The sequence below is a fragment of the Pseudoalteromonas sp. CO109Y genome (assembly GCF_004208935.1).
Lineage (GTDB): Bacteria > Pseudomonadota > Gammaproteobacteria > Enterobacterales > Alteromonadaceae > Pseudoalteromonas > Pseudoalteromonas shioyasakiensis.
In genome coordinates this window covers 73,802-99,852 of record NZ_SGPD01000042.1, presented here as the reverse complement: position 1 = coordinate 99,852, position 26,051 = coordinate 73,802, and the positions used below count along the sequence as shown (strand labels likewise).

At 40.4% G+C, this 26,051-nt stretch carries 27 protein-coding genes; 17 read left to right on the top strand and 10 right to left on the bottom strand.

Annotated features, from left to right (window positions below; genetic code table 11):
* Window positions 1-20: 20 nt before the first annotated feature.
* On the bottom strand, window positions 21-3,092 hold the full coding sequence (locus EXT43_RS18250) for an efflux RND transporter permease subunit (RefSeq protein ID WP_062565683.1): 3,072 nt from the start codon (window positions 3,090-3,092) through the stop codon (window positions 21-23).
* Window positions 3,092-4,177: an efflux RND transporter periplasmic adaptor subunit gene (locus tag EXT43_RS18245; protein WP_062565682.1), complete on the bottom strand. Its 1,086-nt coding sequence runs from the start codon at window positions 4,175-4,177 to the stop codon at window positions 3,092-3,094. The genes EXT43_RS18250 and EXT43_RS18245 overlap by 1 nt, the downstream gene beginning before the upstream one ends.
* Window positions 4,178-4,294: 117 nt before the next feature.
* Here EXT43_RS18245 and EXT43_RS18240 point away from each other — a divergent pair, with 117 nt between their 5' ends.
* Together EXT43_RS18240 and EXT43_RS18235 are read left to right on the top strand one after the other, a co-directional pair.
* On the top strand, window positions 4,295-5,206 hold the full coding sequence (locus tag EXT43_RS18240) for a LysR family transcriptional regulator (RefSeq protein WP_055021070.1): 912 nt from the start codon (window positions 4,295-4,297) through the stop codon (window positions 5,204-5,206).
* Complete coding sequence (locus tag EXT43_RS18235) at window positions 5,190-5,498, top strand: MGMT family protein (RefSeq protein ID WP_062565681.1); 309 nt, start codon at window positions 5,190-5,192, stop codon at window positions 5,496-5,498. Before EXT43_RS18240 ends, EXT43_RS18235 begins: the two co-directional genes overlap by 17 nt.
* On the opposite strand, the gene EXT43_RS18230 is transcribed toward EXT43_RS18235, so the two are convergent.
* Window positions 5,495-6,124 carry a hemolysin III family protein gene (locus tag EXT43_RS18230; RefSeq protein ID WP_130167625.1) on the bottom strand — a complete coding sequence of 210 codons (630 nt, stop codon included), beginning with the start codon at window positions 6,122-6,124 and terminating at the stop codon, window positions 5,495-5,497. The genes EXT43_RS18235 and EXT43_RS18230 overlap by 4 nt on opposite strands.
* Before the next feature lie 258 nt (window positions 6,125-6,382).
* On the opposite strand from EXT43_RS18230, the gene EXT43_RS18225 reads away from it, so the two are divergent.
* The 15 genes from EXT43_RS18225 to EXT43_RS18155 all read left to right on the top strand — a co-directional run bounded on the left by EXT43_RS18225 (window position 6,383) and on the right by EXT43_RS18155 (window position 17,595).
* A complete protein-coding gene (locus tag EXT43_RS18225) occupies window positions 6,383-6,661 on the top strand; it encodes a hypothetical protein (protein WP_054562366.1) in 279 nt (92 codons plus the stop codon).
* 220 nt (window positions 6,662-6,881) lie between these two features.
* On the top strand, window positions 6,882-7,460 hold the full coding sequence (locus EXT43_RS18220) for an LON peptidase substrate-binding domain-containing protein (RefSeq protein ID WP_130167624.1): 579 nt from the start codon (window positions 6,882-6,884) through the stop codon (window positions 7,458-7,460).
* Between the two features lie 62 nt (window positions 7,461-7,522).
* Window positions 7,523-8,146, top strand: a complete 624-nt coding sequence (locus tag EXT43_RS18215) for a sigma-70 family RNA polymerase sigma factor (protein ID WP_054562364.1) — start codon at window positions 7,523-7,525, stop codon at window positions 8,144-8,146.
* Window positions 8,139-8,789, top strand: a complete 651-nt coding sequence (locus EXT43_RS18210) for a ChrR family anti-sigma-E factor (protein ID WP_130167623.1) — start codon at window positions 8,139-8,141, stop codon at window positions 8,787-8,789. The genes EXT43_RS18215 and EXT43_RS18210 overlap by 8 nt, the downstream gene beginning before the upstream one ends.
* Window positions 8,790-8,799: 10 nt before the next feature.
* Window positions 8,800-9,753: a DUF523 and DUF1722 domain-containing protein gene (locus EXT43_RS18205; RefSeq protein WP_063528409.1), complete on the top strand. Its 954-nt coding sequence runs from the start codon at window positions 8,800-8,802 to the stop codon at window positions 9,751-9,753.
* On the top strand, window positions 9,753-11,144 hold the full coding sequence (gene phrB, locus EXT43_RS18200) for a deoxyribodipyrimidine photo-lyase (protein ID WP_130167622.1): 1,392 nt from the start codon (window positions 9,753-9,755) through the stop codon (window positions 11,142-11,144). The genes EXT43_RS18205 and phrB overlap by 1 nt, the downstream gene beginning before the upstream one ends.
* A 1-nt stretch (window position 11,145) precedes the next feature.
* Window positions 11,146-11,592 (top strand): nuclear transport factor 2 family protein, encoded by a 447-nt coding sequence (locus EXT43_RS18195; RefSeq protein WP_130167621.1) that lies wholly within the window; start codon window positions 11,146-11,148, stop codon window positions 11,590-11,592.
* Window positions 11,592-12,302 (top strand): SDR family NAD(P)-dependent oxidoreductase, encoded by a 711-nt coding sequence (locus tag EXT43_RS18190; protein ID WP_063528406.1) that lies wholly within the window; start codon window positions 11,592-11,594, stop codon window positions 12,300-12,302. Before EXT43_RS18195 ends, EXT43_RS18190 begins: the two co-directional genes overlap by 1 nt.
* Window positions 12,299-13,555: an FAD-dependent oxidoreductase gene (locus EXT43_RS18185; RefSeq protein WP_130167620.1), complete on the top strand. Its 1,257-nt coding sequence runs from the start codon at window positions 12,299-12,301 to the stop codon at window positions 13,553-13,555. Before EXT43_RS18190 ends, EXT43_RS18185 begins: the two co-directional genes overlap by 4 nt.
* Window positions 13,548-14,297, top strand: a complete 750-nt coding sequence (locus tag EXT43_RS18180) for a DUF1365 domain-containing protein (RefSeq protein WP_062565675.1) — start codon at window positions 13,548-13,550, stop codon at window positions 14,295-14,297. Before EXT43_RS18185 ends, EXT43_RS18180 begins: the two co-directional genes overlap by 8 nt.
* Window positions 14,298-14,301: 4 nt before the next feature.
* The gene (locus EXT43_RS18175) at window positions 14,302-15,564 is read left to right on the top strand and encodes a cyclopropane-fatty-acyl-phospholipid synthase family protein (RefSeq protein ID WP_130167619.1); all 1,263 of its coding nucleotides are present in this window, start codon (window positions 14,302-14,304) and stop codon (window positions 15,562-15,564) included.
* Window positions 15,542-16,036, top strand: coding sequence for a DUF2878 family protein (locus EXT43_RS18170; RefSeq protein WP_130167618.1), 495 nt, complete (start codon window positions 15,542-15,544; stop codon window positions 16,034-16,036). The genes EXT43_RS18175 and EXT43_RS18170 overlap by 23 nt, the downstream gene beginning before the upstream one ends.
* A 55-nt stretch (window positions 16,037-16,091) precedes the next feature.
* The gene (locus tag EXT43_RS18165) at window positions 16,092-16,589 is read left to right on the top strand and encodes a chalcone isomerase family protein (RefSeq protein ID WP_130167617.1); all 498 of its coding nucleotides are present in this window, start codon (window positions 16,092-16,094) and stop codon (window positions 16,587-16,589) included.
* Window positions 16,582-17,115, top strand: a complete 534-nt coding sequence (locus EXT43_RS18160) for a DUF3833 domain-containing protein (RefSeq protein WP_130167616.1) — start codon at window positions 16,582-16,584, stop codon at window positions 17,113-17,115. The genes EXT43_RS18165 and EXT43_RS18160 overlap by 8 nt, the downstream gene beginning before the upstream one ends.
* Before the next feature lie 204 nt (window positions 17,116-17,319).
* Window positions 17,320-17,595, top strand: a complete 276-nt coding sequence (locus EXT43_RS18155) for an HU family DNA-binding protein (RefSeq protein ID WP_004586404.1) — start codon at window positions 17,320-17,322, stop codon at window positions 17,593-17,595.
* Between the two features lie 82 nt (window positions 17,596-17,677).
* On the opposite strand, the gene ilvN is transcribed toward EXT43_RS18155, so the two are convergent.
* The 7 genes from ilvN to xni form a co-directional block, all read right to left on the bottom strand.
* Entirely contained in the window at window positions 17,678-18,175 is a 498-nt protein-coding gene (gene ilvN / locus EXT43_RS18150; protein WP_054551998.1) for an acetolactate synthase small subunit, read from the bottom strand.
* On the bottom strand, window positions 18,175-19,899 hold the full coding sequence (locus EXT43_RS18145) for an acetolactate synthase 3 large subunit (protein ID WP_062565671.1): 1,725 nt from the start codon (window positions 19,897-19,899) through the stop codon (window positions 18,175-18,177). The genes ilvN and EXT43_RS18145 overlap by 1 nt, the downstream gene beginning before the upstream one ends.
* A gap of 784 nt (window positions 19,900-20,683) precedes the next feature.
* The gene (locus EXT43_RS18140) at window positions 20,684-21,658 is read right to left on the bottom strand and encodes a transposase (RefSeq protein ID WP_062565670.1); all 975 of its coding nucleotides are present in this window, start codon (window positions 21,656-21,658) and stop codon (window positions 20,684-20,686) included.
* 232 nt (window positions 21,659-21,890) lie between these two features.
* The gene (locus tag EXT43_RS18135) at window positions 21,891-22,898 is read right to left on the bottom strand and encodes an isocitrate dehydrogenase (RefSeq protein WP_054563906.1); all 1,008 of its coding nucleotides are present in this window, start codon (window positions 22,896-22,898) and stop codon (window positions 21,891-21,893) included.
* Between the two features lie 215 nt (window positions 22,899-23,113).
* Window positions 23,114-24,811, bottom strand: coding sequence for a hypothetical protein (locus EXT43_RS18130; protein WP_138519533.1), 1,698 nt, complete (start codon window positions 24,809-24,811; stop codon window positions 23,114-23,116).
* Between the two features lie 6 nt (window positions 24,812-24,817).
* Window positions 24,818-25,201, bottom strand: coding sequence for a DUF3192 domain-containing protein (locus tag EXT43_RS18125; RefSeq protein WP_054563904.1), 384 nt, complete (start codon window positions 25,199-25,201; stop codon window positions 24,818-24,820).
* A 71-nt stretch (window positions 25,202-25,272) separates the two neighbouring features.
* On the bottom strand, window positions 25,273-26,046 hold the full coding sequence (gene xni, locus EXT43_RS18120; protein ID WP_062565668.1) for a flap endonuclease Xni: 774 nt from the start codon (window positions 26,044-26,046) through the stop codon (window positions 25,273-25,275).
* Window positions 26,047-26,051 lie beyond the last annotated feature (5 nt).

The following is a 26,051-nucleotide window of genomic DNA, read 5'->3' as shown; positions in this document are numbered from 1 at the left end:
TGGTTGAGAGCCAATCTGTATTAATTAGCGTGACGCTGTTTAGGTACTTTGATCTTAAACAGCATGGTATAGAGCACAGGCACAACAATTAGTGTCAGCACTGTCGCAAAACCAAGACCAAACATAATGGTTACCGCCATAGACTGGAAGAACACGTCAAATAGCAGTGGGATCATGCCTAAAATGGTGGTAATTGCAGCCATCGCTACAGGGCGAACACGGCTTACACCTGAGTCGAATACTGCTTTGTAAGGGTCTTTACCACTATCGAGTTCAAGATTAATTTGATCAACTAATACAATGCCGTTTTTGATGAGCATACCGCTTAAGCTCAGTAAGCCAAGCAGTGCCATAAAGCTAAATGCTGCATTCATTAGTAATAAACCAGCTGATACACCCACAATGGCTAGTGGCACTGTTGCCCAAATCACTAAAGGCTTTTTAACTGAATTGAACAGTAACACTGTGATTGCGAACATGGCTAAGTAACCAAGAGGTAATGAACCGAAAATAGCTTTTTGCGCATCTGTTGACGATTCATATTCGCCGCCCCATTGCAATTCATAACCACGTGGTAGTTCAATAGCTTCAATGTCTTTGCGAACACGTGCAAAGAGCTTCGCTGGAGTTTCATCGCCAATGACATCGTGGTCGGCCATTACAGTGATGGTACGCTTACGATCACGTCGCATGATCAAGCTGTCTTCCCACTCAACAACAAAGTCGTCAACCACTTGTGTCACCGGTACAAACACACCTAACACTGGGCTGTAAATTTGTAAGTCTCGCAGGCTTTCAACGTTTAAGCGCTCTTCAGCAGGCGATCGAGCAATAATTGGCAGCATTTGTGTGCCGTCTTTATAAACGCCCACTTGTTTACCCGATAAGCTAGTTAACAGCAGCTGATCAAGGTCAGATTTGGCAATTCCTAAACGACGGGCTTTTTGCTCGTTAAATTGCGGACGAATTAACTTTGAGCGAGCACGCCAATCGTCACGAATATTAAATGCTCCCGCATCTTGATGCAGAATATCTTTCGCCTCTTTTGCTAACTGGCGAAGTACAACAGGATCTGCACCAGAAAAACGCGCTTCAATTTTTGCATCTGTTGATGGGCCAATTTCCATACGTTTAACTTTAAGCTGAGCATCAAGTACATGTTCGTGTTGGTAATCGCGTACTTTTTTGATCATGGTTGTAACAGCTTCGCGGTCTTTTACTCGAATAATCAATTGCCCATAAGCTGGGTATGATTTTTCAGGTGCGTAAGTCAGCATGAAACGCGGTGCACCTTGACCAACCGTTGTGGTTATTTCTTCAACCAGTGGGTCGGCTTGTAAGAATTTTTCGAGTTTTGCAACACCATCCATAGTGGTATGAATATCAGCGCCTTGCGTATGCCAATAATCAACATAAAACATAGGAGTATTCGATGCAGGAAAGAACGACTGCTTGATAAATTTAAAGCCATAAACTGAGCTAACAAGCAGGATCACCATCAGCAGTAGCGTAGTTTTACGGTACCGCATTGCTGTATGCAATACGCCTTTATAAACATTAAAAATAACACCTTGATAAGGGTCTTCATCGTGATGTGGCTGTTTTTCAGTGGCTTGTTTAAACATTAAATCAGCGAAGAAAGGCGTTAAAGTAATGGCTGTGATCCAGCTTAGTAACAATGAAATAAATAACACCCAGAACAAGCTGCCAGCAAACTCACCACTGGCATCTGAACTCAAGCCAATCGGCGCAAAGGCAGTAATTGCGATAACCGTAGCCCCCAGTAATGGCCACTTGGTTTGATTAACAATATTAGTTGCAGCTTGCAGTTTTGTTTGTCCGCGCTTGAGGTTTATTAATATGCCTTCGGTTACCACAATGGCATTATCTACCAGCATCCCTAAAGCAATGATTAAAGCACCAAGCGAAATTCGTTGTAAATCAATGGCAAATAACTTCATGAAAATGAAGGTACCTAGTACGGTCAGTAGGAGTATTACACCAATCAATACGCCGCTCTTAAAGCCCATAAAGACTAAAAGCACGATAATAACAATGGCAACGGCTTCAAGTAGGCTGATAATAAAGCCACTTACTGACTTTTCAACTTCGGCAGGTTGGTTATAAACGCTGTTTATTTCCATACCATGTGGTCGTTGATATTCCAGTGACGCTAAATGGGCATCAATATTTGCGCCTACATCAACAACGTTAACGCCTGTGCTAAACGATACGCCTACCAGTAATGCTTGCTGTTGGTTATAGCGAATAATATTGTTAGGGACTTCGGCGTACTCACGAAAAACGGTAGCAACATCACCTAAGTAAATAAGCTCATTTTCACCTGGCTTAGAAATAAGTAAGTTTTCGAGCTCTTTTACGTCTTTAAATTCACCAGTTGGGTGTAAGCGAATTGATTCATCGCCAACGCGGACTTTACCTGCGTTCGACACGCTATTTTGAGTTTGTAAAAGCTGATAAATTCGATTAGGCGAAATACCTAACTGGGCCAGTTTGCGGGTTGAAATCTCGACCATGACTTGTGCTTGTTGCTCGCCACCCACGGTTACTTTACTAACGCCATCAACCAAAACAAGCTCACGTTTTAAATAATCAACGTAATCTTTTAGCTCATCGTAAGAATAACCATCGCCAGTGACTGCATACATCACTCCGTATACATCACCAAAGTCATCCATAATCTTGCTTGGATAAACACCAGAGGGCATCGACGATGCCTGATCATTGATTTTGCGACGCAACTCATCCCATATTTGGCGTAAGTCTTGTTTACGATAATTGCTTTTCATCTCAACGGTAATTTGCGATTTACCCGGTGATGAAATACTGGTTACGTAATCAACATACGGCAGCTGTTGAATTGCATTTTCAATAGGGAAGGTGACTTCTTCTTCAACCTGCTGTGGTGACGCGCCAGGATAAAGGGTGATCACCATGGCTTTTTTTAGGGTGAATTCAGGGTCTTCTAGTTGTCCTAAGCCAAAGTAAGCGACCGTTCCACCAATCAGTAAAAACAGCGCGAACATCCAGCTAATGACTTTTCTTTCAATAGCGAGTGCAGCAAAGCTCATTATAAGCCTCGCTCTTTTTGCCATGGACGCACTTTCATGCCTTCTTCTAAAAAGTGCACGCCAGCAGCCACAACGATTTGGCCTTCTTTAATACCTGAGAGTACTTCAATGCCATCACGGTGTAATTGGCCAACTTCAACAGCTTGTTTGTGCACTAAACCGGTGTTTTCGTCATAAAGCCACACATAGCTGTTATCGTTTTCAGACTCAGTAGGCTCAGAGAATACCGCCTCAACTGGCAGTAGTGTATAAGGTGACTGTGAGCTGGTGATTTTGCTTAAATCTATATCAACGCGGCCAGTCATACCGGCAAGTAGATTAAAATCTTCTGGCACAGGTAAAGAAAACACAACTTTATACGTTAAAGTAATTGGGTCGGCTTGGGTATCAAACTCTTTGACCGTTAATTGATATGACTTGTTTGGGTAACCATCAAATACAACATCAGGTTGGTAGTGAACGTCTTTATCGATGCGTGCAATGAGTTTTTCGGGTACTTGAATAACCACGTCCATTAGGTCGCGGGTTTCAAGGCGAAGGATATTTTGTTTTGCTTGAATGTTTTCAAAGTTTTTCACAAATACCTTTGCTACAGTACCGGCGAACGGCGCGCGTAATTCGCTATTATCGAGGTTGGTTTTGGCAATTTTTAGCGCTGACTCAGCAACCTGTTTATTGGCAAGGGCTTGGTCTAACTCAGATTGACTGGCAATAGAGCGGTTAAAAAGCTTTTGCACACGCTCAAGTTGAGACGCAGCAAGTTCAAAGCGTGCTTTACGTTCTTCGTACTGCAGTTGAAAATCTTCAGGATCCAGTTTTGCTAAAAGCTCTCCCTTTTCAACGTGTTGGCCCGCAAGTGCAGGGAACTCAAGTAACTCACCATTTACTCTAAAAGCGAGATAAGAACCTTGGTTAGCAACCACTTCAGCAGGAAAGCTGCGAATGCTTTGCTCTGAATTATTGCCAATATTAAAAAGTTTAACAGGACGTACTACCGGCTCTGCTTCACCTTGCTGTGCTTGCTCTGAACATGCCGCAAGAAGCAAAAACATGCTGCTCATTAACGCGGCGGTTGCCAATCTCATTGTCTTCTCCATAGATAAGAAAGCATAAATTTGCTGCAGGATACGCTGCAAAGATATAAAATAAAAATTATTAAATTTTAGAAACAGCATAAGTTTTATTTATATAGTTTGCCATTAATGAATTTAAATCAATTAATCATTCTAGATGCTATTGTGCAAAGCTCTAGTTTGAGCCAAGCCGCACTTAAATTGCATAAGACTCAACCTGCGCTCACGTTAGCTATTAAGAAGCTAGAATCAGAGCTAGGGTTTGAGCTACTAGACCGAAGCCAATACAGGTTGCATTTAACTGAGAAGGGCCGTATTTTTTATCGTGAGGCCAAGCAATTACTTAATGCAAACAGTGAGTTAAGCTCACTTGCAAAAGAGCTGGCACTAGGTAATGAAGCCAATTATAAAATTTGTTACGAGCAACTTTGCCATCAAAATAGTTATAACCAAGTGATCAGCCAAACCTTCAAACGTTTTGCTAGTACTGAGTTTAGTATTTCTTCAGGTAAGCGCTTTGTATCTCTAGAGCAGGTTAATAGTCATCAGGCTGATTTAGGAATTGGCCCTTGGTTTGATTTGTTTCATGCAACAGGAGACCTTGAAAGTTTACCGATTGGTAAATTTGATATAGGTATAGTTAGTGCGCCTGATGTAGTGCCAAGTGAAATCAGTTTTGCAGATATTCAAAATTACCCGTGTTTAGCCATGTTTGAAAGTGACTTGAGTTTTGACAGTGATAGGCTTTCTTATACGCTAGGCTCTGCGTTAATGAAAATTGACGATATAACCAGTGTTAAGTCGTTTTTGCTCTCTGGTGCGGGCTGGGCAATGATCAGTTTGCAACATTGCCAAGCGGAAATCGATGCTGGTTTATTACAACAAATTAAAATTATCGATCGTGAACACCAGTTTGGCGCAGAAATTCGAGTTTTTAGACAGCACTCAGTTCATCATGGCCCTGTTGCAAGAGCTATTTGGCAAGATTTTAGCGAGGTCAGTAAACAGTATTTGGAGTCGAGTCGTGCAGCAGGCAACTAAAGAAGATTTAATTTATACCATTATTTGCACCATTCCTGAGGGGAAAGTTGCCAGTTATGGGCAAGTAGCAAAGCTTGCGGGATACCCTAATAACTCAAGGTTAGTGGGGCGGTTATTAAAAGTGATGCCCGAGGGATCAAGCATTCCATGGCACCGGGTGGTTAATAGCCAAGGTAAAATATCGTTTCCAGAAGGCAGCAATAAACACCTTGAGCAACGACAAAAACTACTCAGTGAAGGTGTTACTTTTAATAAGGATAAAATTAATATGCGCCTGCATCAATGGGACTAATAAACATACAAACTAATTGATAAGTAGTGACAAACACATCCAACTAGCACAAATACATGCCAAATTGCATGGCTGTAATGGCGGGTTTTAGCGCTGTAAAATACAGTGCCTAAACTGTAGGCAATCCCGCCAGCTAGCAGCCACCATAAAGCGCTTAAATCAAGGTTCAAATAAAGTGGATAAACAAGTGCTAATGCAAACCAGCCCATTAATAAATAGGTAGCGAGCGAGACTTTTTTATTCGTGTTTTTGACCAGTAATTTATATGCAACACCACCAAGCGCTAAAGACCAAATAAACACTAAAGCAGCAATTGCCCAAGCCCCAGATAACGAAATAACCAAATAAGGCGTGTAGGTACCTGCAATAAGCAAGTAAATCGCACAGTGGTCACATTTTTTATAAATGGCTCGTATACGCTCTCTGGTACTGGCGTGATATAAGGTCGAGGCTAAAAATAATACCAGTAGGCTTGAGCCATACACTATGGCACTTACCGTAGCTGACATAGCTTTAGATTGTGAAACTAAGTCCCACAGTACATATACCGCAAACAGGACTCCCATGCCGTGAGTAAGCACGTTAAGTTGTTCTTCTTGGCGTGAATAAGGGAGTTGCTCTGTCATATCTATCTACTAAAAATGAGTGAATAAAACAGTTTCAGTGTACAAGTGTGCGCTGAAATTGGCAATGCTTATTTTTTCACTAAATGTTGGTCAAAACATTTAAATCCATTGGTTTTATTAACCAACCCTGAATAAGGTTAAAAAACCAATCAACAATTAAAATATTAAAAATCAATAATTTAAAATTTATTTTCAGGGTGGCACAACCTTTGATTAAGTAATTACGACTAATTACTTAAAGAGACAAGGAATACCACTATGAATAACTCACTTAAATTAACTACTGCTGCGTTACTTGTATTAGGGTCAACTCAAGCAAGTGCTACTGACTTTGAATTAGATATCAGCAACACAATTACACAATCTGTTAAAAGCTATGTTCAACAAGCGAGTAACGAGCTGAAGGAAAGCGTAATGAATAGCATTGAGTTTGATGCTCAAAAGTTACTAGATACTTACATGAGTGAAGATGCAATTGCTTCGAAAGAAGAAGAGTTAAAAGTTGCTCAAGCTCCTAAAGCAACAAACAAGCAGTAAGGAAACAAGACAATGAGTAGTGAAATCAGCTTATTTTTACTTATGGTTGCACCGGTTTTGAGTTTACTCAGTGCATATGCATCTATCGAATTATTTCGTAACGTTGCACAATGGTTCAACTTCTAAGGTACAAAGTAGATATTAAGATTTCATGAAATATTGATCGGCGGATTAAAAGCGCACGTAATTAAAGGCATGTGGTTTTAGAATAGTAGACTTTATGAAGCGTGCGATTTTTCCTTTACCGGTTTTTATTTTACCTGAAGGGTTCACCAAGCTAAGAATTTTTGAGCAGCGTTACTTAACGATGGTCAAAGAAGCTGTACAAGATAACACTGGTTTTGTGCTGTGCACTTACCAACACGATACAGATCTTAACTTGCCCGAAATTGGTTGTTTAGTGCAAATAACCGACTTCAATCAAGATGATAATGGTCAATTATTAATTGATGTTTATGCTGAGCATGCAGTGTCTATGCATAACGCTTTTCAGGATAAGCAGCAACTTCGACATGCTGACATCGAAATAATTACGTCACCTTCATGGTACGTAAGCACGCCAATTAATGACGAAAATACTTTATTGAGTGACACACTTCGTGCTGTATTTGCAAATCAGCCGGATTTAGCAGGCCTATACAAAGCCCCACAATTCGATAACCTTACTTGGGTTGTTGCCCGCTGGCTTGAAATTTTGCCTATATCGTTAGTTAAAAAACAACAACTTGCTTATAAATCTAACTTTGAAAACTTGCTAAGTTTCCTCCATACTCTAATCAACAACGAATTTACTGATTAATGTGATCTAACATCAACTTTTTGCCGTATTACTTCTAACGACAATAATTGGATGACATAAAGATGGTAAGTCAACAACTTCAAACAGGTTGTAAACCTAACACAGGTCAATACTCTGCCATGCCAGATACTCCAAGCAAAGAGCTTGCTGATGCTTTATTTGCTGTTGCTGAGCACCGTGATAAACGTGCGTTTGCAATACTTTTCCAATATTTCTCACCAAAAATTAAACGTTTTGGAATAAAGCAGTTCGGTTCTGAAGCACAAGCGATGGAATTAGTTCAAGAAACACTAACCTCAGTTTGGCGTAAAGCACACCTTTACCATAAAGAAAAAGGTGCAGCGACAACTTGGGTATACACAGTAATGCGTAATGCCTCTTTCGATATGCTAAGAAAAATGAAGAGCAGTAAAGAAGAGTGTATTAGTGAAGATATCTGGCCATTGATTGATGAAGCCGAGCCGGGCCAGCACGAATTTAGTGACCACTTAGAAGATAAACAGATTAAACAATACCTTGATAAATTACCGCTTGCGCAACGTGAAGTTGTGCGCGGGGTGTACTTTCAAGATATGTCGCAAGAACAGCTTGCTGAGCATTTAAACATTCCCGTAGGCACAGTGAAATCTCGTCTTCGCTTAGCCTTGCAGAAGTTACGCAATGAAATGGGAGATCACCATGATTAAGCACCATCCTAGCAACGAATTACTTGCCAAGTTCAGTGAAGGTAATCTACCTGCCACTTTGAGTGTTGCAGTCGCTATTCATGTTGAAATGTGCCCTGTGTGTCAAAAAGAACTCGCTGCGCTCGAAGCGAAAAATGCTGACAATGTATTTACTGAATCAGCTACCGACTTGGATGATATGTTCGATAAAACACTTTTTGATGCCATCACCGCTGATGAATCAATTGATGAAGTGTACGAGCAAGAACAAGTGTCGGTTGATGTTAAAGATAAAACCTACACTTTACCTAGAGCACTTACACGTATCGGACACAGTAACTTTATGCAAATAGGTAAACTTGCTCGCTCTCGCATAGATTTAGACGACGGCCCATTACGAGCAAGTCTACTGCACATTGATGCGGGTGGTGAAATACCTGAGCACACACATACGGGTTTTGAGCTCACTTTATTATTAGATGGGGAGTTTAGTGATGAAGACGGACACTATGTACCAGGTGACTTTATGATGTTAGATGGTCGTCACAATCACACGCCAAAAACAATTGAAGGGTGCTTGTGCTTTACAGTTGTTAGTAGTGCCCTACACTTCAATAAAGGTATTAGTAAATTACTGAACCCAATTGGTAATCTTATCTATTAGTAGAGTTTATATGCAGCAATCGACAATTAAAATTGGTTTAAGCGCCTGCTTAGCAGGCGACAAGGTTCGCTTTGACAGCGGCCACAAAAAATCTAATTTTTGCATGGATGAGTTGGCTAACCATGTTGAATATAAAAAGTTTTGTCCTGAAGTAGCGGTAGGTCTGCCAATCCCTCGACCAACTATTCGTCAAGTGCGTGTTGGCGATACTATTAAAGTGTGCCGCCCAGATGGCACTGGTGATGTTGGCCCTAAATTAACTGAATACGGCAAACGAGTGGCAACAGAGCAAACTGCAGAATTAAGCGGCTTTGTATTTTGTGCCAAAAGCCCTAGTTGCGGAATGGAACGTATTAAAATTTATAACGAAGCGGGAACTGGCAATACCTCAGAAGGTATCGGCTTTTTTGCAGAGCAAATAATGGCACATAACCCATTGTTACCATGTGAAGAAAACGGTCGTTTAAATGATATGCATCTTCGCGAAAACTTTGTAATGCGTGTTTATACCTATAAGCACTGGCAAACATTAAGCGAGCAACCACTCACAGTACATAGATTGACTCAGTTTCATGCCCAATATAAGTACTTATTGATGGCGCATAACTACGAAGCTTACCGTAGCTTAGGAAATCTGCTTGGCACTTTTGATGGCGAAGATATCCAAACTTTGGCTGATGAATACATTTTAGGGTTAATGACAGCCCTTAAAAAACCAGCTTCACGTAAAAATAACGCTAATACATTAATGCACTTGCAAGGTTATTTTAAAAAATCACTTTCTAAGATTGAAAAGCAAGAACTACGTGATGCCATCGATGAATATCGCCAAGGCTTGGTGCCACTATACGTACCACTTACGCTAATTAAGCATCATTTAAAAGTGCATCCAAACGAGTATCTTGCTAAGCAAGTGTATCTTGACCCCTACCCGAACGAATTAAAACTACGCTACGGAATTTAATGAATACATTATTTTGGTTTAGGCGCGATTTGCGCCTTTTTAATAACGACGCTTTGTATCAGGCAATCGAAAATGGTTGCCAAGATGCAGTGTTTTTTATTACTGAAAAGCAATGGCAAAAGCATGATGTGGCTGCTATTCAGTTAGATTTATTAAAGCGTAGGCTTAGCTTCTTGGGGGAGCTTTTAGCTAGCAAAGGTATTGAATTACATATTATTGATGCAGCTGATTACGCCGGTTGTGTTGAAAAGTTAGCGTCATTTTGCGAGCTGCATCAAGTAAAAAATGTATACGCCAACAACGAATATGAGCTTAATGAAGTAAACCGAGATAAAGCCTTTTTACAGCATGCTGACAGTAAAAATATTGCTTTTTATGCATACGACGGTGATGTAATTGCGCCACCGGGAAGCATCAAAAATCAAAGCGGCGAAATGTTTAAAGTATTCACGCCATTTAAAAATGCATGGCTAAAAGTTTATCAAGACACCCACTTTTATTTTGCTGAGCCGCCAGAGATGTTCGAACCCATTGAGTGGCAGCCAAGTGAGTTATTAGCCTCAGACGGCAACTCAGAAAAGTGGCCTGTCGATGATGAAACGCTCAGCCACGTTTGCGCGCGCTTTATTGAAGAGAAGCTAGCAACATATCAAGACCAGCGTGATATCCCAAGCATTAAAGGCACCTCAGGTTTAAGCCCTTACTTAGCACTTGGCATTATCAGCGTTCATCAATTATTGGCACTGATCCAACAGCGCCACCCAGATGTACTACGCAGCAGTAAAAGTAACTTATTTTGTTGGGTTAATGAGTTGATTTGGCGTGAATTTTACCGCCATCTTATCGCGATTTATCCAAATCTAAATAAATACGATAACTTTAACGAGAAATACAACGCTGTGAAGTGGCGTGATGATGAAAGCGACTTTAAAGCATGGTGCGAAGGTAAAACAGGCTACCCGTTAGTTGATGCTGCAATGAGGCAACTACTGCAAACTGGCTGGATGCATAACCGTTTACGCATGGTAGTCGCGAGCTTTTTAACCAAGCACTTATTAATTGATTGGCGTAAAGGCGAACGCTTTTTTATGCAGCATCTTATAGACGGCGACCTTGCATCTAACAACGGTGGCTGGCAATGGGCTGCAAGTACGGGGTGTGATGCTCAACCGTATTTTCGAATTTTTAATCCTATCACCCAAAGCGAGCGATTTGATCCAGATGGTGAATTTATCCGTAAATATCTACCAGAGCTGGAAAAAATACCTGCCAAACAAATCCATTTTCCGCATGATTATTTAGCGAAACAGGGTAAGTCGAGCAGTTATTGGCCAGCAATTGTTGATCATAAAGCCGCGCGAGAGCGAGCGCTAAACGCATTTAAGGTGTGACATGGACAAGGCGACCCTTGATAGGTTTATTGATGTTTATCAATCACTCAATAAAGACAATTTACAGTTACTGAATGAAATTTATCATCAAGATATTCACTTTGCAGATCCCTTGCATGCGGTAAATGGTCTTGGGGAGCTGCGTGACTATTTTAAAAACCTTTATGCCAATGTGCTTTCTTGCGAATTCGCTATCGAAGACAGCTATGTGACTGAAAATATTCAGAGCAAAGATGACATCGCGTTTATTTATTGGACCATGCATTATCGCCATCCAAAGCTCAATAAAGGCCAAGCAATCTCGGTTGCAGGCCATAGTCGTTTAAAATTTGCTGGCGATAAAATAATTAATCATCGCGATTATTTTGATGTAGGCGCTATGCTTTATAGGCATATCCCTGTACTTGGCTCGGCTGTTAAATTTATTGATAAAAGGGCGAGTGCATAATGACAACATTAATTACAGGCGCAACTTCCGGTATTGGCGAGTCATTAGCAACGCTTTATGCAGACAATAATGAGCATGTGATTGCATGTGGCAGGAATACAGAAAAGCTTGCTAAATTGAGCCAACATCAAAACATTGAGTCTTGCCAATTTGATGCAACAGACCTTCAGGATATACGTTCGAGCACAGTGGCTTATACACAATTTGACCGGGTTATTCTAAATGCAGGCAATTGTGAATATATTGATGATGCTCGTAATTTTGATAGCAGTTTGTTCGAACGTGTGATCACCACTAATCTACTCAGTATGGGCTATTGCCTTGAGGCATTACTACCAAAGATAAAACCCGGTGGTCAGCTGGTGATCGTAAGCTCTAGTGTGACTTATTTACCCTTACCACGCAGCCAAGCTTATGGCGCGTCTAAAGCCGGTGTGAGTTATTTAGCCAATAGCTTAGCGGTTGATTTAAAAGATATCGATGTCACTTTAGTTCACCCAGGTTTTGTTAAAACGCCGCTTACAGAGAAAAATGACTTTCCTATGCCAATGGCGGTGAGTGCAGAAAATGCGGCAAATTATATTTATAAAGGGGTCGCGAAAAGGCGCAAAGAAGTGCACTTTCCGCACCGTTTTACCTTCATTTTAAAATTTTTAAGAATGCTTCCTACGCCACTTTGGCTGAAGCTTGCAAAAGGATTATCACGTTGAAAAAAGTGGCTGTTATTGGATCTGGCATAGCGGGTTTAAGCTGTGCGCACCTATTGCATAAGCACTACGATGTAACCGTTTTTGAGAAAAACGACTACATAGGTGGCCATACTGCAACCATAGACGTAAAAGTTGATGGCGTTGAGTACGCTGTTGATACAGGTTTTATTGTCTTTAACGACCGAACTTACCCATATTTTGAAAAACTACTTAAGCGCTTGGGCGTTGAGCGTCAGAAAACCCAAATGAGCTTTAGTGTGCATAACGAACAAACCGGCTTTGAATATAACGGCCATACTTTTTGGAGTTTGTTCGCACAAAAGCGCAATATCTTTCGCCCTAAATTCTGGAAACTTTTAAAAGACATTGTTCGCTTTAATGATGTATGTAAATCATTGCATGCTGAACAAAATTACAAGGAAAATCAAACCCTAGGTGAGTTTTTAGACGAGCATGATTTTAACGAGTTCTTCCGTTTTCATTATATCTTGCCGATGGGCGCTGCTATTTGGTCAACAAGCATTAAAGAGATGGCACAAGTTGGCGTAGAGTTTTTTGTTAAGTTCTTTTATAACCACGGTTTGTTGGATATCACGAATCGCCCGCAGTGGTATGTTATTCCGGGTGGCTCTCGCGAATACATTAAACCTATGATCCAAGGTTTTGCTAATAAAATTCGTTTAAAAAGTAATATCAGCTCGGTATCTCGAAAAGATGATAGTGTGCATGTCCATTTCGATGATGGCCATAGTGAAACATTCGACAAAGTTGTGTTTGCTTGCCATTCAGATCAAGCTTTAAAGCTGTTATTAGATCCGACTGAAGACGAAAAAATTGTTCTCTCAGCGATACCTTATACGGCTAATTCAGTGGTACTACACACTGATACTACACTGCTACCAAAACGCAAAGCAGCATGGGCGAGCTGGAATTATCTGTTAAATAACAACACAGACAAAGCTGCTGTTGTGACTTATCAGATGAATATTTTGCAAGGCATTAAGAGCGACAGGCAATTTTGTGTCACGCTTAATCACCTTGAAGGCATTAAAAAAGACAAAATTCTGCGTGAGTTTACTTATCATCATCCGGTATTTAATAAACAGTCGATTGCCGCTCAGCAGCAAAAGTCTCTTATTGACGGTAAAAATAATAGCTATTTTTGCGGTGCGTACTGGTACAACGGCTTCCACGAAGACGGTGTAAGAAGTGCTGTAAATGTGGCAAAGCAACTCGGAGTCGAGTTTGAATAGCGCCATATATGTAGGTGATGTTCGCCACAGGCGCTTTGCCGTCAAAGAGCATCACTTTAAGTACCCGCTTTATATGATGTGGGTCGATTTAGCTAAGCCTGACGAGCTTAATGGTGTTCATCCTTGGCTTGGCTTAAGTGGTTTCAAGGCGCTTAAATTTAATCAGAGCGACTATTTTAATTATCAAACCGATATGCAGCTGCCACTCAAACAGCGTGCACTTAATAAAATTAAAGAGCTTGGCATTGACGATGAATTTACCCATGTTTTTATGCTCGGACAGGTGCGCTGTTTAGGAATTTATTTTAGCCCGGTTAACTTTTTCTTCTTTCAAACTAGTCATGGCGATTTCACTCACATGCTTGCTGAAGTCAGCAACACACCTTGGAATGAACGTCATTATTATGTCGTACCTCTTGAAAAAAAAGTGAACTTTAAAAAAGTTTTCTCCGTATCACCTTTCATGAACTTAGATATGAACTATCATTGGCATATTAGAATGAATTCTGATAACACCATGATTCATATTGAAAATAAAAAAGACGACACTCTTTTGTTTGATGCAACCCTGCGTTTGCAAAAGCACCCTCTCACGAAAGAGCAGGTTAGTGCCGTGCTTAAACAGTTTCCGGCTATGACGTTAAGTATTTTTAAAGGTATTTACCTTCATGCTTTGAAGTTGTTTTGCAAACGTGTGCCATTTATTGGCCACTCGGGCAAACAAGAGAATTCAACTAGGTGATGTGATGGAAAAAGTATCAAATTTAACACAAGCCCAAACGACCGGCTGGATGACAAAGCTTTATAAAAAACTGGTAATAGGTGCATTCAACAGTATCAATGTCGGTTGCATTACCCTAAAAGAGGGTAATCAAAAAGAGCAATTCGGTGACATTACAAGTGATTTACATGCAACGGTCACGGTAAATGATCCTGCTATGTATAAGTCATTTGCGTTATCTGGCAGTGTGGGTGCCGGAGAGGCTTATATTCTTGGCTATTGGGATTGTGACAACCTCACTAAACTTATTGAAATATTCGCTTTAAATCAAGACCAGCTAGATGCATTCGAGAAAAAATTTGCCTTTTTAAGTGGCATTGCGCACCGAGTTAATCACATTAAAAATAAAAACTCAGCAAGCGGTTCAAAAAAGAACATTGCGGCGCACTATGATTTAGGCAACGACTTATACAGTGCATTTTTAAGTGACGAAATGTTGTATTCATGTGCTGTTTACCCTTCTAAACAAGCTAGCCTTGAACAGGCCCAAGAGCACAAACTAGCATTGATTTGTGAGCAGGTTGATTTACAACCAGGTGATTCGGTGATTGAGATTGGCACAGGGTGGGGCGCCTTTGCGATTTATGCAGCAACGCATTTTGATTGCCATGTAACGACGACCACCATTTCTGATGAGCAACATGCCTATGTTGAACAAAAGGTTAGAGAGCTTAACCTTGAGCATAAAATTACTTTATTAAAGCAGGATTATCGTCTTTTAGAAGGCAAGTACGATAAGCTTGTATCAATTGAAATGATTGAAGCTGTCGGGCATGAGTATTTGCCTGGCTTTTTTGCAAAATGTCAGTCTTTATTAAAAGACAGTGGTGCCATGCTTATTCAAGCAATCACCATAGCTGATCAGCGTTACAGCCATTACCTTAAAAATTCCGATTTCATCCAGCAGTACATCTTCCCAGGTGGCTGTTTGCCTTGTTTAGATGAAATGAATAAGCAAATAAAGCAGCAAACAGACATGGTTGTGCATAGTGTAAAAGATATTGGTGTTCACTATGCAAGAACACTGGCTGATTGGCGCGAGCGCTTTGTCGCTAGCTGGCCTGAAATAGATAAAGTCAAATTTGACCAGCGATTCTATCGTTTATGGTTATTTTATTTAGCTTACTGTGAAGGTGCGTTTAGAACCCGTGCTATCAGTACCGTTCATTTAGTTGCCCGTAAACCTCGTTTTGGCCATTCTGGCGATGATATCGCGCTCGATTATTAATTTTGCTCTGTTTCAAGGAGTCTGGTTTATGGCCTTACTCCTTGAGCATAACTCTCTGATACCCGCTTTAGCTGTTGTCGCTTTGATGATTTATCTATCAAAGCAACGCCAGCAAGATAGTTGGCTACTCTTATGTGGCTTGCCTCTCGCACTGTGCTATGAATGGCTTGCCAGCAGCTTAAACTTACTTGCCTTTAAAGTAAGCCCTTTTCCTTTATGGCTTGCTGTACTTTGGGCTGCACTGCTTTTAACCATTAATACTTCGATGCAGTTTCTACAAAAGCTGCCTTGGTATATTGCTTGGGGTGTTTGCGCGTTATTTGCTCCTGCTAGTTACTACGCTGGAATGCGCTTTGGAGTGCTTAATACTGAGCTCGTTCTTTGGCAGTTTTGGTTGGTTTATGGTTTGGGTTGGGCAAGTATGTTTCTGTCTATAATCGCTATAAATAAGCGATTTTTAGCGGCTAAATGATCAGTTTTAGGTGGTTTTACGTAGTGTTTAACAACACAACTTTAAGGATTGTTTGATGAAAAAATCACTTAATTTAAGTTTATTTGCTGCGTTATTGTTCTCTGCGGGCGTGTATTCAAATGGCTTTAAAACGGTGGGCCAAGCGAAAATGGAGTATCTGTTTTGGGATGTTTATAACGCCCAATTAGAGACCCCATCGGGTTCGTATCAGTTTGGCCAACACCCCAGCAAACTTACACTTACTTATTTGCGGGATTTCGATGCGAAAGATATCGTCAAAGCAACCAACGAGCAATGGCAACATTTAAAGCTTAATGACATGGTAGGTGCTTACGATAAACAATTATTAACTCTTTGGCCTGATATCAAAAAAAACGATTCGTTGTCGTTTCAAACCAACGAGCAAGGGATCGGTACTTTTTACTTTAATGATAAAAAGCTAGGTCGGATCGATGATAATAGATTCGCTGACAACTTCTTAGCAATTTGGCTAAGCGCCGACACGTCTGAACCATCACTTCGTAAACAGCTTATTGGAGGGAAACATGATTAAGCTCAAAGCACTCTTTATTTTCGCTATGGTACTGTTAATTACCAGCTGCTCTGCGCCTGATGTTGATTATTATCAAGGAACAGAGCCTAAGTTTGACTTTAAGCAGTTTTTTAGTGGTGAGCTCAAAGCCTACGGCGCTGTGCAAGACCACAAGGGTGAGTTAACACGTAAGCTGGTTGTTGACATGCAAGCATCTTGGAACGGCAATCAGGGAGTGATTGACGAGCAATTTGTTTATGATGATGGCGAAACGCAAACGCGTGTTTGGTACATTACAATTAATGATGATGGCAGTATCACAGGGACAGCATCAGATGTGATTGGCGAAGCAAAGGGTGAGAGCAATGGAAGCGTGTTCCATTGGACATATTCTGTCGAGCTTCCATATGATGGTAGTACTTTAGTGGTAAATTTCGATGATTGGATGTACTTGGTAACACAATCACGCTTGATAAACCGTACCGCTATTGATAAGTTTGGCTTTGAGGTCGGGGAAGTTACCTTGGTTATCGAGAAAATTGAATGATGGTTTAGCTATCATAAAATTTTGTGATGGAAGTTAAATTAAGTCTTTATTAATACTGATATCACTAACCTTGTGATTGATAGTTAAATAGTAGTCATTTTTGAATAAATTACGTAAAAATAGCAATTTGCTGTTGCTAACTTCTCAAAAATGCATAAAGATAGGTTTTGCGAAGGCAAAATAATAACGAATAGGAATCTAACAATGAATAAAGCTCAATTAGTTGAAAAAATTGCTACTGATGCAGAAATCTCAAAAGCGGCAGCAACTCGTGCACTAGATGCATTCACTGGCGCAGTTACTAGCTCTCTTAAAGAAGGTAACTCAGTAGCATTAGTTGGTTTCGGTACTTTCTCAGTAAAAGAGCGCGCAGCGCGTACTGGCCGTAACCCACAAACTGGTGCAGAAATCCAAATCGCAGCAGCAACTATCCCAAGCTTTAAAGCGGGTAAAGGTCTTAAAGACCAAGTTAATCCTTAATAGGGTAACTTACTAATTATTGAAAAAAGGGCTTATAGCCCTTTTTTTGTATCTGGAGTTTTGTCGCGCTAGCGAAAAAGGCTTATGCCTTTAACGCTTTATCACCACGACCAATACCAACCGCACCTGAACGTACAACTTCAATAATGTCTGATTCATGACGCAAAGTATCAAGGAAAGATTCAATTTTTTCTGTGCTCGCTACAAGTTGCAGTGTGTAACTGTGGCGACCCATATCTAAAATAGCACCTTGGAACACATCAGCAACACGCGTTACCGCTGCACGAGTGGTTTCATCTTGGGCAAAAACTTTCACCAATAATAGCTCACGCTCGATGTGCGCCATTTCGGTTAAGTCAATAATCTTTAGAACATCTACCAGTTTGTTAACTTGCTTAGTAATTTGCTCAACGATGCGATCATCACCCATGGTTGTAATGGTAATACGCGAAAGAGAATGATCGTCAGTCGTGCCAACAGTCAAGCTATCGATGTTGTAAGCGCGCTGTGAAAATAAGCCTACAATGCGCGATAACGAGCCAGGTTCGTTTTCTAATAAGATTGATAAAATACGGCGCATTATGCTTTTACTCCTTTACGTAACCACATATCATCGACTGCCCCTAGCTTGATTTGCATAGGGTAAACATGTTCTTTTTCATCTACACAGATGTCTAAAAATACCAGTCTGTCGTTAATAGACATGGCTTTTTCAATCGCAGGCTGTAATTCATCAATATGATCAACGCGAATACCTACGTGGCCATAGCTTTCAACTAATTTTACGAAATCAGGAAGTGATTCCATGTAAGAAGATGAGTGACGACCAGAGTACATCATATCTTGCCATTGACGTACCATGCCCAGTGAGCGGTTATTCAACGACACAACTTTCACAGCCAAATTGTATTGTAAGCAAGTTGATAGCTCTTGAATGTTCATCTGAATTGAACCATCACCTGTCACACAGATAGACTCTTTTTCAGGGAAGGCAAGCTTAACGCCCATTGCCGCAGGTAAACCAAAGCCCATGGTGCCTAAGCCACCCGAATTAATCCATTGGCGAGGGTGTTTAAACGGATAATACTGAGCAGCAAACATTTGATGCTGACCTACATCAGAGCTAATGTAAGCATCTCCATTGGTTGCTTTGTAAATTGCCTCGATAACCGCTTGAGGTTTGATTTTATCGCCATCAGTGCTGTAGCTTAGGCATTTTTGTTCACGCCAGCTAATAATTTGACGCCACCAGTCTTCTTGTGCCGAACGATCAATTGAAATAGGGCTCTTATCAATCGCCGTTTGTAACTGCTCAAGCACTGTTTTCAAGCAGCCAACAACCGGGATATGCGCTTTAATTGTTTTAGAAATTGAGGTTGGGTCAACATCAACATGAACAATCGTGGCATTAGGGCAGAACTTTTTAACGTTATTTGTTACCCGATCATCGAATCGAGCGCCTAAAGCTAAAATAACATCAGCATTTGCCATGGCTTTATTTGCCTCAAGGCTACCATGCATACCTAACATACCAATAAAGTTAGGGTGAGTACCGCTGATACCACCTAGGCCCATTAAGGTGTTAGTGATTGGCGCATTTAATGATTCAACCAAGTGAGTTAGTTGCTCAGAGGTATTTGATAGAATAATGCCGCCACCTGAGTAAATAACCAGTTTTTTAGCTTCTAAAATTGCGCTAACCGCTTTGCGAATTTGTTTTGAGTGGCCTTTAGTGTTCGGGTTATAAGTTCGAAGCTCAGTTGTTTTTGGAAATTCGAATGGGAACTTTAACTCTGGATTAAGCATATCTTTAGGTAATTCAACCACAACCGGGCCAGGGCGGCCTGTGCTGGCTAAGTAGAATGCTTTAGCTAAGATTGTTGGAATATCTTTTGCGCTACGACAGTTATAGCTGTGCTTTACGATAGGGCGAGAACAACCAACAATATCAGTTTCTTGGAATGCATCATCACCAATTAAACCAGTAGGAACTTGGCCAGATAACACCACCATTGGGATAGAGTCCATGTATGCTGTTGCGATACCTGTTACACAGTTTGTAGCGCCAGGGCCAGAAGTTGCTAGCACCACACCGACTTCACCGGTAGCCCGGGCATAACCATCAGCCATATGAGTAGCTGCTTGTTCGTGACGTACTAAGATATGTTCAATATCTTCTTGTTGAAATAACGCGTCATATAAATCAAGAACAGACCCGCCAGGGTAGCCAAAAATATACTTAACATTCAATTCTTTAAGTGCCCGAACAACTAGTTCGGATCCATTATATTCAGTTGTACTCATCCTCATTCCTCTGTGTGTGCAAGCATAAATGCATAAAAAAACCCCCGCATAGGGCGGGGGTTTTTTAAAAAGCGTGCTTTCACCTTTTAATAGCCTCCCGCTGGGCTTGTAACTAAGACCAGTACGAGAACGTTGACGACTAAAAGGTGACGGCGAATATTCATTATCTTTTATTTTCTTTTAAAAAATGCACAGCCGACTAGATGGCTGCTGTTTAAAAAATGTTAGGAGTATTTTTAAGCGTTTTGGAAACTGATGTCAACCGCAAATGTGGCTTTTTGCATTAATTTTTCTATATTTGAGTTTTTTGATATTTTTGTTGCATCTAGATGCTTAGTTGTCATTATTTTGGGGTGTAACTATGCATTGAATTGTTCGTGTGGCAAATTACTAACTATACCAATAGATAATGCATTTACGTTACTGCCTTGCATAACTTAGCTACTATCAGAATCGGATTCTTTTTTATAATTAGACACCCACTTTAACACCTCGCTACAATAAGGTTTGGTTAATTTTTAAAAGACAGCCAACTTAAATATTTAACCAGACACCCATCTTATTTTTAATAAGAATCAGCTAAAGATAGATGTGAATTATTCAGAACAAGTTGAATTGCTATAAGAATGGTGATTTTTTATTGTTATCAATTAAATTTCAGCCTTATGTGCTGAGTTAATTTTTTAGTTTTACACACTGGTCAGCGCTAGTCGCAGTAGTCGTTATGCCTCTAGAATTAAAAGGATTGGATTTGTAAAATTGACTTCTAGTGTCGAATGCGTAACTAAGTAAATAAGGCTAAGCTATTAGTTATAGAGCTTCTTCGTTTTCGTTTCATATGATTAGTATAAGCTGTGATTGCTTGTTCTTTACCTGCAGTATTTTTAAACGAGCGGGTAAAGGAAGTGGTGAGTGTGAGCCAGTTTTCAGTACAAATGTTTAACCTTTCAAGTATTGGTAATGCCTTTTCTGGGATTTTCCCTGGCTTATCTTCTCGTATTGACCGCCCAGTCCAATCAACAAGTTGCAGGTATGTTTTGAGCTCAAATGGTAGTCCCTTAGGCATATGTTTACGAGGTTTACCTGCAAAGCGCATAAGCGATTTCGGTTGCTTATTATTTTGAGCTGCATTAATTCTAGATTTAATACTGGTGTAGTCAGATTGCTCAGGTAAATCAGCCGCTTTTGCTCTAACAGGATTTAAATCTACATAAGCAAGGCATGCAGCAAGTGCTGCTTCATCAAGTAAAGCTTGTGATTTAAAGCGACCTTCCCAAAATCGACCTTTGCACTCATCTTCTTGATTCGCTTTTCGTGCAATACTTTCATTAAGCACGCGCATAAACCAACTAATGCTGCTGAGCCGTTCTCGATATAAATTTACTCTGGTATTAACCGCAGCGTGTTCAGGTTGTGTTAGCAATTCGCCATTTAAGAATCGTTGGCAAAGGAATGTACTTTTGAATAACTTGTGCCATCTAATAAGAATCGCTTTATTATTTAGGCGCTTTGCTTTTGCTATATCAATGTGAAGAACTAGATGTGTGTGATTACTCATAACTGCGTAGGCACAAATATCAATACAAAATATTCGCCCAAGTTGAAGTAGTTTCTTTTCAACCCAATCGCGCCGGTGTTCATACGAACGACCCGTTAGTGGGTCTTGCCCGCACAAATAAGCGCGACGAACGCAGCGTGAAATACAGTGATAGTAAGGTGTATTTGAAACACTAATTAAGTTTCTACGTGGGGTTGCCATGCTCTTCTCCTCCATGAGTTGAACAATTTAAGTTTAGTCATAATTTTGAGAAGTGAGAAATTTAAAGATGGGTGTCTAGCTTTATGTTGAGGTTTTACTAAAAAAATAAAAGTGGATGTCCAATTAAGTATTCAATTTAATAGAGGGTATAAAAAAGCCAGTCTTAGACTGGCTTTTGGAAGGAGGTGTTTAAGGGTTATTAGCTTGTCATAAGCCTTAAACAAGTATTCTCTTATAGACGCTCAATTACAGCTTGAGTGAAGTCTGTAGTACCGTGGCTGCCGCCTAGGTCGCGAGTTGTACGGTCGCCTGATTTGATAACATCAGCAACTGCGCTGCGGATGCGCTCTGCAGTGTCGCCCATACCTAGGTGCTCTAGCATTTGGATAGATGCTAAGATCACTGACGTTGGGTTTGCAAGGTTTTTGCCTGCGATGTCTGGTGCGCTACCGTGTACAGCTTCGAAGATTGCTGCATCTTCACTGATGTTTGCGCCAGGAGCCATACCTAAACCACCAACAAGACCAGCACATAGGTCAGATAGGATGTCACCGAATAAGTTTGTAGTAACAATTACATCAAACTCATCAGGAGTCATAACTAGTTTCATACAAGTTGCATCAACAATCATTTCTGTTGATTCGATTTGTGGGTAACGCTCAGCTACTTCACGTGCAACTTTTAGGAATAAACCAGATGTTGATTTAAGGATGTTAGCTTTGTGTACAGCAGTTACTTTTTTACGGCCTTCACGTACCGCTAGTTCGTATGCAAAAGTAACGATTTTTTCTGCACCTTCACGGGTGATTTTTGACATTGCTTCTGCTTCGTTACCATCTTCAGAAACCACTTGGCCAAGACCTGAGTACATGCCTTGTGTATTTTCACGAATAGTGATGATATCGATGTCGTCGTAACGAGCTTGTGTACCTGCGAATGATTTAACAGGGCGAACGTTAGCGTAAAGGCCAAACTTTTTACGTAAAGTTACGTTGATTGAGGTAAAACCTTCACCAACTGGCGTCGTTAAAGGACCTTTTAAAGTGATCTTGTTACGCGCGATTGTGTCGATTGTTTCTTGCGGAAGTAACTCACCAGTTTTTTCTAGGGCAGCAAGGCCAGCATCAACGAATTCATAATCAAAATCGCAACCTGCAGCTTTAAGGATCTCAAGTGCTGAATCAATAATGCTAGGACCAATGCCGTCGCCTTTGATCACTGTGATGGTTTGTTTAGCCATTTACTTTTCCTATTTATGAGTAGATAAACACGTAAACTTATCGCGAAATAGCATGCGATTTACTTGTTAGAGGGTTTACGTGGATGTGTTTGAAAATTTAAGCGGCTTTTATAGCAATTTATTCAGCTTTTTGCCAGTTTATCCTGTGAATACTGACTATAAACAGACTAAAGTTCATATTTATTTAACGTTTTCGCACTTTTTAACAACACAATCTAAAAATTGTCTGCAAATTCACAGTTTTTCAGATATGCATAAAAATCTGCTTTTGATTGCCAACCAGCAGCCGATAAGCTGTCGAAAATAATCTGTTCTTGCCAACTACTAAATAGCGCTTTGGGTTGAAAAACATAATAAGTAAATAGCTTAATCGCGACCCAATGTTTTTCATTGATATCGAGTGTTTGCTTTTTATGTTGCTCACTACCAAGTAAATGCTGTGTCCAACTGTTATCGCCAATCAGTTGATTTAAATACGCCGTTAGTGGCTCTTGATTTAAGTGACTAACCCCAAACAAACAGGCAAGCGGTGGACTTATTACTTGCTCTTCGGCCTGCTCAAATACAGTTTTACGAGAAATACAGGTTGCTTGATGTTCGCAAAGATAAAGAACATAGGCATATAAGGGCAAAGTAACTTGCTCAAATTGAATTGAATCGTTGTGCTTAAATAGCGCCTGAATAATGCGCACCATATTCTCAAGGCGCTTAGATATATGCTGAAAAAGCGGGTGTGATGTGGTTGCAACCAAGCGTTGAAATAATACTTTTTGGATAATAGCAGGGGCGTTATCGTATCCGACCATAGACAAACAATGGCGCAAGTCTTTAGCTCTTTGCTGCTCTTTATTGTAGGGTTTAGAAGCAACGGTAAGCTGGGTTATCAATTCAGGGTAGGGGCTTAAAAGCTTATTTAAGCCACGATAGCTATATTCCTGCGATACTTTTAACGTGCTAATTAGCTCTAAATACTGCTGTCTACGCTGCTGATTTATTGGCTGTGGCTCAGCAAAGTTAATGTTTTCACTAAACCAAACTGTGTATAGCAAACGAGAGTCTTTACAATGCCTTTGTTTGTCAAAAATAGTTAAGCTTGCTTTAAAGCGATGCCAACGAATTTTTTCAGGGCGGCTGGCATCAACCAATATATGGCGGCCATGTTCATCTGTGGCTAAATAAATAAGTACTTGTTCGGCGTACTTTACTTCACTGGCCGGAATGTATGGGCCAATATGCGCAATCAGTGCTTTTATAGCATTTTGGGCAAATTCATTAGGGGTGCGTAAATAAATATCAGCTAAGGCTTTGTGCACACTAATGTGACCACCTGACTCGCGGTAAGTCGTATTCATGGCAATAATATTAGCCAAAGCAACTAAGGTTGTTGCGCCATCGTAAATCATAATTTTTGGCGCGCTTAATAGGGCTTGTTTATATTTATTTAATCGCGCTAATAAATGCTGAATAGAAAGCGTATGTGGGCCTGAGTCTTTTAGTAATTTTGCTGCTAATTGATGGCGACACTGCCAAAGCTTTTTATCTTGAGCCGTCAGGGTCTGTCCTGCCGCTAACTTATTACTTTGGGATTGAACGCAAAGGTAATTGGCTAAACAGCAACTAATAATTTGTTCGCTAATGGCTTGGTTGTAGTTAAGGCTGCGGCACAAAATGCAAGCGACAACACATTGGTTTACAACTAAGTTTGTGGTGTAACCATGGTTCGGTACATACAAGCTTAGTTGTGCTTGCATACCTTTTGGGCAGGCTTGATACAGCAGGTAATAACGCTCAGCTAGATTACTTAACAAAGGGAAAATTTGTGACCATTTTTGCTTTTGATGATAAAGCTTAAGTAGCTGGTGTGTACTATCAAATAAGCGTGCCAATTCCCGTGGCGTCACGTTTTCCATCATAAGCGGTTAAGTTTCTTGTTGATAGCTTTCATAGGCACTTGGCCCCCATAATACCAGCTGACCATTTTTAAATAGTAGGCCTGTGCACTCATCGATGGTGGTTATGCCATCAGATTTAACATGCTGAGTGCGGTAAAAAATAATCTGCCAAACATTGTCTTCGACTCGTTTAGCATAGGTTAGATCGGGGCTACCTAAATAATCAAGCACCGCATTCAGGTTTTCAGGCTTATCAATCGATAGTTTTGCGATATAGCGTTTATTAAAAGCTTCGCGGTCTTGCCAGATCATGGCTTGCGGATCATCTTTATAAAAAGTGATCACTAGGGTTGCTATCAGTGCATAAACACCTAACCCAAGTACCAGATATTGGAAAACCTTTTTGAACATGTGTAACTCTATAAAACTAACGCGAATTTTCAGTATACGCTCAGTTGGCAAACTGTGCTACGAGATTGCGACTAATTGAGCCTTAACTGCTTTAAACTAAAGCCTAAGTTAATATCGGTACGCAGCATAACAAGATTTTTTGATATTACGAACATGTCCATTTCTGAACTCAGCTTACGTTTTAGAGTCGGGTTTAGCTCATCATCGTTCATGGCCGCTTCTATCGACTCATAATCGTTGATTAATTGCTGCGCCGACTTATTACCTATCCCTTTAACGCCCGGAATATCATTGGTTTTATCACCTGCTAATGCCCAAAAATCAGCAAGCCGATGCTTTGGTACACCAAAGCGCTGCTTGATATCTTCAAGCTCAATATACTGTTTTTTAAAGTAATCAAAAATTGTAATTTGCTCAGATAAAAACGGCAAAAACCCTTTATCGGTAGAAACGATGGTAGAAGGCACATTATTAGTTGCGGCCTTGTAAGCAAGAGTAGCAATTATATCGTCGGCTTCATCATTATCAGGTGAAAACACCACAATGCCAGTGTCTTCAATTGCTTGTTTAAAGCGTGATAAGTTTTGCTTGAGGGTGTCAGGCATTGGTGAACGAGTGCTTTTGTAGGCCTCAAAGTAGTGATAACGCCAACTTCTTTCACCATCAAACACGGCAATCGCGTGAGTCGCATTCGTTTGCTGGCGTAACTTTTTACAAGCATGTGCCACTCGGGCACAGCTTGCTTTTATCATATGCTCTTCACTGTGATGACTCTGATTACTATCAACAGCATAGATGCGCCTAATAAGATTTAGCGCATCTATTAAAAGTAATTGGGTTGTCACATAGG